The organism is Xanthomonas sp. WCS2018Noco2-27 (assembly GCF_031843525.1).
GTDB lineage: Bacteria > Pseudomonadota > Gammaproteobacteria > Xanthomonadales > Xanthomonadaceae > Xanthomonas.
Map to the genome: position 1 here is coordinate 170,900 of NZ_JAVTIK010000010.1, position 12,069 is coordinate 182,968.

General features: G+C 63.1%; 11 protein-coding genes. 2 read left to right on the forward strand and 9 right to left on the reverse strand.

What is annotated here, in order from left to right; all coding sequences use genetic code 11:
* Genes RQH86_RS16450 through RQH86_RS16460 form a run of 3 tightly spaced genes read right to left on the reverse strand, consistent with a single transcriptional unit; the run spans position 1 to position 2,503 of the window.
* The gene (locus tag RQH86_RS16450; protein WP_055847452.1) at positions 1 to 1,164 is read right to left on the reverse strand and encodes a COX15/CtaA family protein; all 1,164 of its coding nucleotides are present in this window, start codon (positions 1,162 to 1,164) and stop codon (positions 1 to 3) included.
* A gap of 10 nt (positions 1,165 to 1,174) precedes the next feature.
* Positions 1,175 to 1,750, reverse strand: a complete 576-nt coding sequence (locus RQH86_RS16455; protein ID WP_115554777.1) for a hypothetical protein — start codon at positions 1,748 to 1,750, stop codon at positions 1,175 to 1,177.
* Between the two features lie 27 nt (positions 1,751 to 1,777).
* Entirely contained in the window at positions 1,778 to 2,503 is a 726-nt protein-coding gene (locus RQH86_RS16460) for an SURF1 family protein (RefSeq protein ID WP_311239992.1), read from the reverse strand.
* 60 nt (positions 2,504 to 2,563) lie between these two features.
* Here RQH86_RS16460 and RQH86_RS16465 point away from each other — a divergent pair, with 60 nt between their 5' ends.
* Entirely contained in the window at positions 2,564 to 2,782 is a 219-nt protein-coding gene (locus RQH86_RS16465; protein WP_005996896.1) for a twin transmembrane helix small protein, read from the forward strand.
* 210 nt (positions 2,783 to 2,992) lie between these two features.
* Here RQH86_RS16465 and RQH86_RS16470 read toward each other — a convergent pair whose 3' ends face one another.
* Genes RQH86_RS16470 through RQH86_RS16495 form a run of 6 tightly spaced genes read right to left on the reverse strand, consistent with a single transcriptional unit; the run spans position 2,993 to position 7,760 of the window.
* On the reverse strand, positions 2,993 to 3,868 hold the full coding sequence (locus RQH86_RS16470; protein ID WP_055847444.1) for a cytochrome c oxidase subunit 3: 876 nt from the start codon (positions 3,866 to 3,868) through the stop codon (positions 2,993 to 2,995).
* 37 nt (positions 3,869 to 3,905) lie between these two features.
* Positions 3,906 to 4,502 (reverse strand): cytochrome c oxidase assembly protein, encoded by a 597-nt coding sequence (locus tag RQH86_RS16475; protein WP_115514114.1) that lies wholly within the window; start codon positions 4,500 to 4,502, stop codon positions 3,906 to 3,908.
* Positions 4,499 to 4,672 (reverse strand): hypothetical protein, encoded by a 174-nt coding sequence (locus tag RQH86_RS16480; RefSeq protein WP_311239991.1) that lies wholly within the window; start codon positions 4,670 to 4,672, stop codon positions 4,499 to 4,501. The genes RQH86_RS16475 and RQH86_RS16480 overlap by 4 nt, the downstream gene beginning before the upstream one ends.
* A complete protein-coding gene (gene ctaD / locus RQH86_RS16485) occupies positions 4,653 to 6,257 on the reverse strand; it encodes a cytochrome c oxidase subunit I (protein ID WP_046964238.1) in 1,605 nt (534 codons plus the stop codon). The genes RQH86_RS16480 and ctaD overlap by 20 nt, the downstream gene beginning before the upstream one ends.
* 41 nt (positions 6,258 to 6,298) lie before the next feature.
* On the reverse strand, positions 6,299 to 7,267 hold the full coding sequence (coxB, locus tag RQH86_RS16490) for a cytochrome c oxidase subunit II (RefSeq protein WP_311239990.1): 969 nt from the start codon (positions 7,265 to 7,267) through the stop codon (positions 6,299 to 6,301).
* A gap of 16 nt (positions 7,268 to 7,283) precedes the next feature.
* A complete protein-coding gene (locus RQH86_RS16495) occupies positions 7,284 to 7,760 on the reverse strand; it encodes a DUF2244 domain-containing protein (RefSeq protein ID WP_055847435.1) in 477 nt (158 codons plus the stop codon).
* A 278-nt stretch (positions 7,761 to 8,038) separates the two neighbouring features.
* Here RQH86_RS16495 and putA point away from each other — a divergent pair, with 278 nt between their 5' ends.
* The gene (gene putA, locus RQH86_RS16500; RefSeq protein ID WP_311239989.1) at positions 8,039 to 11,239 is read left to right on the forward strand and encodes a bifunctional proline dehydrogenase/L-glutamate gamma-semialdehyde dehydrogenase PutA; all 3,201 of its coding nucleotides are present in this window, start codon (positions 8,039 to 8,041) and stop codon (positions 11,237 to 11,239) included.
* Positions 11,240 to 12,069: the final 830 nt, after the last annotated feature.

Consider the following 12,069-nt stretch of genomic DNA (forward strand, 5'->3'; position numbering starts at 1 on the left):
TCATTCCGGCGCGCGCAGCCGCGCCAATAGCGACACCAGCACGAACAGCAATGCCACCGCGCCACCGTTATGCAGCACCGACACTTCCAGCGGCAAGGCCAGCTTGACGTTGAGCATGCCCAGCGTCACCTGCACCGCCACCAGCACCGCCAGCGCCGTCGCCCACACGCGCATCCCCGGCGAACGCGACAAGCGCCATGCCAGCCACCACAGATACAGCGCGGTCGCGATCGCCCACAACCGATGCGCCATCTGGATGGCGATACGCGCCGCGCCATCGAGCACGCCGCCTTCGTAATCCACACCGATCCCGCGCCACAGCGTGAAGCCTTCGCGGAAATCATGCGTTGGCCACCACTGGCTGACGCAACGCGGGAAGTTGTCCGCAGACCAGCTACCGCCGCCGCAGGCCAGCGCCGCATAGTTGGAGCTGACCCAGCCGCCCAGCGCGATCTGCAGGCCCAGCACCGCCACGCCCAGACGCAGCAGCCACTTCAGCCGCGAGGCGTCGGCCAGCGTGATCGGCAAATGGGTCGCCCGCCACGCCATCCACACCAGCAGCGAAAACATCAGCATGCCGCCGAGCAGATGGCCCATCACCACGATGGGTTTGAGCAGCAGCGTCACCGTCCACATGCCCAGCAGCGCCTGGAAGATCACCACCGCCAGCGTCAGCACGCCGGCACGTGCCAGATCGATATTGCTCCAGCGCAGCGCCGCCAGCAGCAGGATCGCCTCGCCCGCGGCTGCCACACCCATCGCCAGCGTGTGCCAGCCGGACATGTACAAGGGGATCGAGAGCGCCACCAGCGCCGCTGCCGACACGACCTGCGCAATGCCCATGCGGCGGCGACGCGCGGCCAGCAGCGCCAGCACCAACACTTCCACGCCCAGCGCGCCAGCCAGGAAGCGGTGCACCTGCTCGCGCCAGGCCTTGTGCGATTCCAGCGGGCGAATCTTGCTGGCCACGTGCGTGTTGGCTTCGTCGGCAGTCTGCGGCCAAGTGACGCGGCCATAGCAGGTCGGCCAGTCCGGACAGCTCATGCCGGCATCGGACAGGCGCACGAACGAGCCGAACAAAATCGTGCTCGCAGTGAACAGCGCCGCAAGCCAGGCCATGCGGTGGAAGTGGCGGAACAATGCCGGTGGCGCAAACAGATTCATCGAGACGGGCTCACATCAATTTCAGCAGCTTGACCAGATCCGCACGCAAGCCGGCCGGGTCGAAACCCGGGGCATAGCGCAGGATCACGAAGCCGTTGGGGTCGATCACATACACCGGCACGCCGGCCGCATCGTTGCCACGCGGCAGTGCGCGCCGCAGCGAGGCATCGTCACGCAGGACGCGCAAGGCCGGCATCGGCGGCAGACCGGCGGGCGGCGTGCCGATCCACAGCACCTCCACCTTGTCGGCGCGATGCCCAAGCAGCTGCCAGACCTTGTCCAGTTCCGCGGCCAATGCCACGCATTGCTGCGCACAGTCTGCCGGTGGTGCGAGCGCGATCCGCCAGATGCGCTCGCCAGGCGCCCACGCGTACGGTTTCCCGTCCGCGCGCACCGGCACCAGCGCACGCAGGTCGGCGGGCGGATTGAGCAATTGTCCGTTGTTGCGCATCGACGCCGGCTGCCAACCGGAGAAGCGCAGCACGCCGGCCAGCAACATCGAGCCGAAGAACAGCACTGCCAGGGCAATCAGCATCCTGCGGCCGCGTTTGACCGAGTGCGGCGTGGCCGATGTAGGAGAGGTCATGCTGGCGATTTTCTCATGCCGCGCGGGTCAGTGCCCGCGCCGCCGACGGCGCCGCGCACGCCAGGTCAGCAGCGTTGCAGTGGCCAGCACCGCCGCTGCAAGACCGAACCATTGCACCGCGTAACCTAAGTGCCGCGCGGGTGGCAACGTGTTCGGCAGCATCTCCAGATCGCGCTGGTAACCGACCGGCACCACTGGATCCAGGCGCAATACCTGCGACGAAATGTCGCGCCTTCCCAGCGTGCTGCGCACCGCCTGCACATCCAGCCGTGTCGCCAGCCAGGTATTGGACGTGGCGGTGAGCGCCAGCGCCGGCCCGATTGCCAGACCGGATGAGGGCGGCGCGCTCAACAACCCCTGCAGGTCCCGCGTACCTTCCAGTGCTGTGATGCTCGGCAATTGCCGATTCGCCGGCAGCGGCAACCAACCCAGGTCGACCAGCAGCGTATGCGATGTACCTTGCGCCGCGGCGAGCTGGTAGACGCGCACACCGGCACGTCCGGCATGCAATTGATTGTCCAGCAGCACCTGCTGCGGCAAGAACCGTACGCGTCCGCTCACCCACGCCAACTCCTGCCGCGCGGCCACTGCCTGCACCAGGGTCAACGGTGTCTCGCGCACATGCGCGGCGCGTTCCAACAACGCTTGCTTGCTGTGCATGCGCTGCAATTGCCACTGCCCGAGCGCAACAAACCCCGCGCTGACCAGCACGGCCAGCGCCCAACCCAACACCGCCGTGTGCTTGCGCGTCATGACAAGCGACGCAAAAAAGCGTGCAATGCCCGGACCACGTCGACGACCACCGGGGCTGTTGTGAACGATTCGCTCAAGACGCTGCTGATTGTCGCCTTCCTGATCGTGATCCTGTGGAACCTGGGTGCCGGTCTGTACTACCTGCTCACCGACCGCGGCCAGACCAAACGCACCGTCAACGCACTGACCTGGCGCATTGGATTGTCAGTCGCATTGATCGCCATCGTGATCATCGGCATCTACACCGGCTGGATCAAGCCGCATGGCATCGGCCGCTGAGGAGCTGAAATTAGGGATTCGCTATTGGGGATTGGTAACAGCATACGCAGAAGCGCTTTTGCGAATCCCAAATCACCAATCCCTTCCCTCCGAACCGCATGGCATCAGCCGTTGATGAGCTGGAATTAGGGATTCGACATGAGGGATTGGTAACCGCAAACGCAGAAGCGCCCCTGCGAATCCCAAATCACCAATCCCCAATCCCCGCCTTCAAAGCACATACACGAACAGGAACAGCGCTAGCCACACCACGTCGACGAAGTGCCAGTACCATGCGGCCGCTTCAAAGGCGAAGTGGTTATCGCGGCTGAAGTGGCCCTTGGCTGCGCGTAGCCACATTACCGCCAGCATGATCGTGCCCAACAGCACATGCATGCCGTGGAAGCCGGTGAGCATAAAGAACGTGGAGCCGTAAATTCCCGAGCCCAGCGTGAGATTGAGTTCGGTGTAGGCGTGGATGTATTCCTCTGCCTGCAGGAACAAAAACACGCAACCCAGCAGCACCGTCAACCCCAACCACAGCAGCAGCGCACCGCGCCGGCCGCCTTTCAGTGCGTGATGCGCAATGGTCAGCGTCACACCGGAGGTGAGCAAAATCAGCGTATTGATCAGCGGCAATCCCCAGGCCGGAATGGTCTGGAATTGCCCGCCGATCGTGCCCGGACCATTGGTCGGCCAGGCAGCGGAATAGCCGTTCCACAGCAGTTCGTTGGTCATCACGCCATCGCCTTCGCCGCCCAGCCAGGGCAGCGTCAGCACGCGCGTGTAGAACAAGGCGCCGAAGAAGGCGCCGAAGAACATCACCTCGGAAAAAATGAACCACACCATCCCCATCCGGAACGAGCCGTCCACCTGGCGGTTGTAGTTGCCGGCGTTGGACTCGCGGATGACATCACCAAACCACATGAATAAAGTCGCCAGCAACATCGCCATGCCGGCGAAGAATGTCCAGCGCCCCCATGCCGCGTCGTTGAGCCAGCTGGCCACGCCAATCATCATCACGAACATCGCAATCGACCCGACAAAGGGCCATTTGCTCTGCGTCGGGACGAAATACGCATCGGCGTTGGGACTGTGATCGGCCATGGCGTTGCTTCCGTGTCGTGGTACGGGTGGATGAAGGTTACGGCGCCGCGCGCGGCGTGCCGGACACGGCACCGCCCTGCAGTTCCGAGGTCAGCGCGTCGTTGCGATAGAACGTGTAAGACAAGGTGATCGTGGTGACTTCCGCAGGCAACGCAGGGTCCACGATGAAACGCAGCGGCATGTCGCGCGTCTCCCCGGCCTGCAGCGTCTGCGCGGTGAAACAGAAACATTCGGTCTTGTTGAAGTAGCCCGACGCACGCGCCGGCGCTACCGACGGCACTGCGCTACCCACCACCGCCCGCTTGCTGTCGTTGCGCGCGAAATACAGTGCCTCGTTGAGTTCGCCCGGCACCACGTCCATCGTCATTTGCTCCGGATGGAACGTCCAGGGCAGTTTGGAATTGACCCCGGCATCGAACTCCACCCGCACCGTGCGTTTGCCAGCGCCCACCGCGTTGGATGCACCCTCACGCGTGCTACCCGGTGCGCGCTCCATGCGAATGCCGAAGACTTTTTCGCACGCGATGCGGTACAGCGGCACCAGCGAAAAGGTCAGCACGAAGACGCCTAGCACCACGCCCAGCAGCTTGAACAAGCCGGCGGTTGGCGCATGCGTGGGCGCGCGCGCAGTCATCGGCCGATGACGCCCGAGGCAATGAAGCCAGCATAGATCAGCAACGCAATGATCCCCACCGTGATTGCCGTGCGGCGCACCGCGCGGCGCTGCTGCGCCTGCCGCTCGGCAGCGGAAAGTAGACGCGTCACCGCCGACTCCGACGCCGACTCAGTGGCCGATGTCTTCATGCGCAAGATCTCCAGGCTTGATGACCGGCGGCACGGTGAAGGTGTGTGCAGGCGCCGGCGAAGGCACCGTCCACTCCAGACCCTTTGCACCTTCCCAGGCGCGCGCATCGGCGCGAGCACCGCTGCGTAGCGACGCAAGCAAAATGGCGGCCATCAGGAACGGCGTAGCAAACATGCCGAACGCACCGATCGAGCTGACCAGATTCCAGTCGGCAAACACCACGTTGTAGTCGGGGATGCGCCGCGGCATGCCGGCCAACCCGAGGAAGTGCTGCGGGAAGAACAACAGGTTGACGAAGATCATCGTCCACCAGAAATGGAACTTGGCCCAGGCCTCGTTGTACATGCGCCCGGTCCACTTCGGCCACCAGTAGTACACCGCTGCAATCAAGGCAAATACCGCGCCGGTGACCAACACGTAATGGAAATGCGCCACCACAAAATACGTGTCGTGATACTGGAAGTCCGCCGGCACGATCGCCAGCATCAGGCCGGAAAAACCACCGATGCTGAAGAGGATCACAAACGCCACCGCCCATAGCATCGGCGATTCGAACGTCAGCGAGCCTTTCCACATCGTGCTGACCCAGTTGAACACCTTCACCCCGGTCGGGATGGAGATCAACATCGTGGCGAACATGAAATAGATCTCACCACCGAGCGGCATGCCCACGGTGAACATGTGGTGCGCCCACACAATGAAGCTCAAAAACGCGATCGCGGCGATCGCATAGACCATCGCCTGATAGCCGAACAGCGGCTTGCGGCTGAAGGTGGGGATGATTTCGCTGACCACGCCGAACGCCGGCAGGATCATGATGTACACCTCCGGGTGCCCGAAGAACCAGAAGATGTGCTGGTACATCACCGGGTCGCCGCCGCCGGCCGCGTTGAAGAAGCTGGTGCCGAAGAACTTGTCGGTCAGCAACATGGTGACCGCACCGGCCAACACCGGCATCACCGCGATCAGCAGGAACGCGGTGATCAGCCAGGCCCAGCAGAAGATCGGCATCTTGAGCAGATCGATGCCCGGCGCGCGCATGTTGAGCACGGTGGCGATGATGTTGATCGCCCCCATGATCGAGCTGACACCAGCCACGTGGATCGCGAACACGCTGAAGGCCACGTTGTAACCACCCTGCAGCGACAGCGGTGGATACAGCGTCCAGCCGCCGGCTGGTGCGCCACCGGGCAGGAACAGCGTCAACAGCAACAAGGTAAAGGCGACCGGCAACAACCAGAACGACCAGTTGTTCATGCGCGGCAATGCCATGTCCGGCGCGCCGATCTGTAACGGAATCATCCAGTTCGCCAGACCGACGAAGGCCGGCATCACCCCACCGAAGATCATCACCAGCGCATGCACGGTGGTCATCTGGTTGAAGAATTCGGGCTTGACGAACTGCAGGCCGGGCTGCATGAGTTCGGCGCGGATCACCACGCTCATCGCCGCGCCGATGATGAACATCACGAAGGAGAACAGCAGGTACAGCGTACCGATGTCCTTGTGATTGGTCGAAAAGAACCAGCGCTCGACGAAGCCGGGCTGATGGTGTCCGTGGTGATCGACTGCGGTATGCGCCATGACGGAACGACCTCTGTAAAGCGGTGCGGTTGCGAGCGGTATTAGAGAGCGGCGGTCGGTGCGGCAGCTTGTGCTGCCGGTGCCGCCGCGGGTGCAGCCTCACCGGTAGGTGCTGTCGCTGGTGCTGCGGGCGTGGGCGCTGCTGCTGGGGCTGCTGCCGTCGATGCCGCGGGCGCTGCAGGTGTGGCGCTGCGACGCGATGCCAGCCAACGCTGGAACTCGGCTTTCGGCAGCGCTTCGACCACGATCGGCATGAAGCCATGATCCTTGCCGCACAACTCCGCGCACTGGCCGCGATACACGCCCGGTTGCTCGATATTGGTCCACGCCTCGTTGACGATGCCCGGGATGGCGTCCTGCTTCCAACCCAGTGCAGGCACCCACCACGCATGAATCACGTCGTCGGCGGTGATCACGAAGCGGATTTTGGTATTGACCGGCAGCACCAGGCGATTATCGACATCGAGCAGATAATGCGGTTGCGACGCCGCGGTAGGGCGTTCGCCGCTCTGCCGGATGCGGTCCGATTCGCGCGCCAGGCGGCTGGTGAATTCCACGCCCTGCCCCAGATACTCGTACTTCCACATCCACTGATAGCCGGTGACCTTGACGGTCATTTCCGACTCGCGGGTGTCGTACATCGCAATCAGTTTGGCCGTTGCCGGCCACGCCATCGCAATCAGCACCAACACCGGAATCACCGTCCACAGCACCTCGGCCCGCGTGTTGTGGCTGAACTGTGCAGCCACCGCGCCCTTGGACTTGCGGAACTTGAACATCGCATAGCCCATCGCCCCGAACACCAGGACGCCGATCACCACGCACACCCACAGCGCCACCATATGCGCCTCGTAGGCCATGCGTGCGGTCTGCGTCACCCCGCGGCCCATATTGAGCTGCCATTCCTTTGGATCAGCCGATTGCGCCCAGGCGCCCGGTGCGCCGACCAGCGCTGCCATCGCCAGGCCCAACCTTGTGTACGTCGACTTCCAGCTGCTGCGTTGCGTCATTGCCTAGACCCTTACGTCATCGGTGACGGCCATTGGCGGCCGCGAGCAAGCGTTTCAGGGTATCTGCTAGTTCCACACGTTCGGCCGGCCCGAGAAAACTTCCGATCTCGATCTGCCTGCCGCTGCTCACCAACAGCACCCTGTCGTCGCGTTCCATGCATAACCGCACCCAGTGCGGATGTGCCTGAAACGCTGGTGGCGCATGCCCGGACGGAAACACCTCAACTGCGGTCTCCCCTACCCGGATCGCTTCTTCGCGCTCGCCACTTCGCCACAACTGCCGCAGCGCCAGCGCCACCATTCCACTGTGCAACAGGGCGAATACCGGCGCGAATACATTACCGGTCCACCACCCCAGGCCCGCAAAGACCCACATCGTTCCGGACAGAACTGCGAACAACAGCACGAATTGCCTGGCCGATAGCGCCCGCGGAGGTCGCAACCGCAATTGCGTCCCAACCCCTTCGGACATCAACGGCAGCACTTCGATCATTGGCAACACGCAGCGGACTGCGGGAACAGCCCGATGGTAGACCCGCGCGAACGCATGCGGCAAGCGTTTCCGCCGATCAACAAATTGCTGCAGTGCAGCTAAAAATGCGCATAAATCAAATACTTCACTCAAACAGCGGACGGCACAGGCCCGTGAGCGGGTCCACCATCACATCCCTGGGCGACCTGCACAAAACGGCGGGAAAGCTGCCGCTTCCACACAAGTGTGCGGGTGCTCCGGCTCTCTAGAATGCGCAAAGATTCCCAGGCACCTTTCGCATGAACGCTCAGCTCGACTCGCTTGCCTCCACCGCCGCCACGCACCCGCTGCTCGCGCCCGAGTTACCGGCCGCGCCCGGCGCGTTGCGCGCTGCCATCACCGCTGCCTGGCTCAAGGACGAAGCCGAGCACGTGCACGAACTACTCGACCAGGCGCGCTTGCCGGCCGCAGAGCAGGCCAAGGTGCAGGCACTCGCCGCCGATCTGGTCACCCGGGTGCGTGCACGCGCACAGGATCAGGGCGCGATCGAAGCCTTCATGCGCCAGTACGATCTGGGCAGCGAGGAAGGCGTGCTGCTGATGTGCGTGGCCGAGGCACTGCTGCGTATTCCCGACCAGGACACCGCAGACAAGCTGATCCGCGACAAGCTCGGCGATGCGGACTGGAAAAAGCACATGGGCGGCAGCGACTCGGTGCTGGTCAATGCATCGACCTGGGGCTTGATGCTCACCGGCAGGCTGGTGCAGCTCAACGACCTTACCCGCGCCGATGTGCCCAGTGCCTTCAAGCGCCTGATCGGCCGCGTCGGCGAGCCAGTGATTCGTCTGGCCGTGCGGCAGGCGATGAAGATCATGGGCCACCAGTTCGTCATGGGACGCACGATCGGCGAGGCGTTGTCGCGTTCGCGCAAGGGCGACAACGCCGATTACCGCTATTCGTTCGACATGCTCGGCGAAGGCGCATTGACCATGAAGGATGCGCAGCGCTATTTGCAGGCGTATCGCGATGCCATCCATGCGATCGGCCGTAGCGGCAGTTTCGTCGGCACCGATGTGTTCGCCGCGCCCAGCATTTCGATCAAGCTCTCTGCGCTGTATCCGCGCTACGAACATGCCAAGCGCGCACGCGTGATGGCCGAACTTGTGCCCGGCGTGCTGGAACTCGCGCAGCTGGCCAAGTCGTATGGCATCGGCTACACCGTCGATGCCGAAGAGGCCGATCGCCTGGAGCTGTCGCTGGACATCATCGAGGCCACCTTTTCCGACCCGTCGCTGGATGGCTGGGAAGGCTATGGCCTGGCAGTGCAGGCGTATCAGAAGCGCACGCCCTATACGATCGACTTCCTGGCCGACCTGGCGCGGCGCGTTGGCCGACGCATTCCGGTGCGTCTGGTCAAGGGCGCCTATTGGGATGCGGAGATCAAGCGTGCGCAGATCGAAGGCCACCCCGGCTACCCGGTGTTTACGCGCAAGCAGAACACTGACGTCTCCTACCTGGCCTGCGCACGTCGCATGTTTGCGCACAGCGATGCGCTGTATCCGATGTTTGCCACCCACAACGCGCAGACCATCGCTGCGGTACGTGCGATTTCAGCGGGTAAGACCTATGAGCATCAGAAACTGCACGGCATGGGCGATGACCTGTATGCCGAGGTGATTCCTGCCGATCGTCTGGGGCTGCCGTGTCGTGTGTATGCACCGGTCGGCTCGCATGAAGATCTGCTGCCCTACCTGGTGCGTCGTCTGCTCGAAAACGGCGCCAACTCCAGCTTCGTCAATCGCATTACCGATGAGGACGTCGCCATCGAAGACCTGATCCGCGATCCAGTCGAGGCGGTGTCGTCATTTGTCTCTATCCCGCACCCCAAGATCCCGCTGCCGACCGATCTGTTGCGTAGCCAGAACCAGAACAGGAAGAACTCCATGGGCGCCAATCTCGCCAACGACAACGATCTGCGGCAGCTGGCCGAGCAACTCAACGCCGCCGTCAAACCGTGGAAGGCAGCGCCGCTGGTACCTGGCGCGGTGATCAGTACCCAGAGCGAAGCAGTGCTGAACCCGGCCGATCGCCGCGAGACGGTGGGGCACTGGCAACCAGCCGATCCCGCGACGGTGCAGAAGGCGCTGGCGTCAGCCGCTGCAGCCCAACCGGGCTGGAACCGCACCCCGGCGGCAAGCCGCGCCACCATCCTGGAACACGCCGCCGACCTGCTCGAGGCGCGCATGCCCGAGTTCATGGCGATCTGCGTCAAGGAAGCCGGCAAGACGCTGCCCGATGCCGTGGCCGAGGTCCGCGAGGCAGTCGACTTCCTGCGCTACTACGCTGGTCAGGCACGCGCACAATTTGGCGCACCCGAGCGCCTGCCCGGACCGACCGGCGAGTCCAATGAACTGCAATTACACGGTCGCGGCGTGTTCGTCTGCATCAGCCCCTGGAATTTCCCGCTCGCGATTTTCCTGGGCCAGGTCGCCGCCGCGCTCGCTGCCGGTAACAGCGTGATCGCCAAACCCGCCGAGCAGACCAATCTGATTGGCTACGCGGCAGTGAAGCTGCTGCACGAAGCCGGCGTACCGGAAGCCGCCGTGCAATTCCTGCCTGGTGACGGCGCCACCGTGGGTGCTGCACTGACCAACGATCCGCGCGTGGCAGGCGTGGCGTTCACCGGTTCCACCGAAACCGCGCGCATCATCAATCGCACCCTGGCCGCGCGCGATGCCGCTATCGGCGTGCTGATCGCCGAGACCGGTGGCCAAAACGCATTTATCGCCGACTCGTCATCGTTGCCCGAAGCCGTGGTGAAGGATGCAATTTCCAGCGCCTTCATCTCCGCCGGGCAACGCTGCTCGGCGGCGCGCGTGTTGTTCGTCCAGGACGACATCGCCGACAAGGTCATGACCATGCTCGCCGGTGCGATGGGCGAGCTGAAGATCGGCGACCCTGGCTTACTATCAACCGACGTTGGCCCGGTAATCGATGCAGATGCGCTCAAGATCCTCGACGATCACGCATTTCGTATGGACCGTGAGGCACGCCTCATCGGAACCACCAAGCTGGAAGACGTCACCGCGCACGGCAGCTTCTTTGCCCCGCGTGCCTATGAGCTGACGTCGCTCACCCAGTTGCAACGCGAGATTTTCGGTCCCGTTCTGCATGTGATTCGCTGGAAAGCCGACCAGCTCGACACCGTTATCGACCAGATCAACGCCACTGGCTATGGCCTGACATTGGGCGTGCATTCGCGTATCGACGACACCATCGAGCGCATTACATCGCGCGTCGCCGTCGGCAACGTCTACGTCAACCGTAATCAGATTGGCGCCGTCGTCGGTGTGCAGCCCTTCGGCGGTCAAGGCCTTTCCGGCACCGGCCCAAAAGCCGGCGGCCCGCACTATCTGCTGCGCTTCGCTACGGAGAAGGTTGTCACCGTCAACACCACCGCAGCAGGCGGCAACGCCTCGCTGCTGACACTGGGTGATTGAAGAAGGGCTGGTTGATCGACAACCAAGCAATAAACACCCCCGCGTGAGCGGGGGTTTTTTATGCGAGGGATAGAAACAGGTCGATCAAGTACCGCCGATTCACGTATAGAGCGGCCAGCAGGCCAAACGCATTGGATAGCCAATCGAGGTTGGCGTTGTTGAATGCATCGGGTCATCGGGTCATCCGATCATTGCGGCCTGGTTTTGCGTCATCGTTCGGCACGCCCTCGTTTAAAAAGCCCTTTAGCCGAAGAAATGCCGGCAGCAGCCTCACCTCTGTCGGGATTCGAGCCAATGCAGCGAGGTTGATCAATAAAGCTCGTTCGATCGATGATCGTTCGTCTGCCTCAATGCCTCAGTGTCAGTGTCACACGCTATGCCGAGCTCACTTGCCGGCATGTTGGCAGCGGCAGCGGCAGCGTTACCTTCCGCTGGCATGAGGCGCCCCTTGCAGCGCGGGCGGCGCCCCACGAGCGGCACCTCTCTATTTGCACGTCGCGTGCGGCTGGAGGTCGGCATACTGAAAAGCAATAAAGCGGCGGTCGGCCAGCTACCAGATAGCGGTCTGCAGGGGCACAGCCGAGGGTTTCCGAGCGAGGGTTTGTGTGCGTCGCCTCATACGTGTACGTCGTCGTCACCTAGCTGCGCGTGGTTCGAGCGCCATGTAACGCAATGAAGATTGGCTGGTACGTGCGTGCGGGTCGCCGCGCCAGGCAGGCGTACGCCTGTCGCACGCCTGTCGTTTGTAGCGCGACACGCGGCCCGGCGTGGGTATGGCGGGTTGCGGAGGGTTTTTCCAACGTCCAGGCAAAAAGAAACCCTCAGTCCAG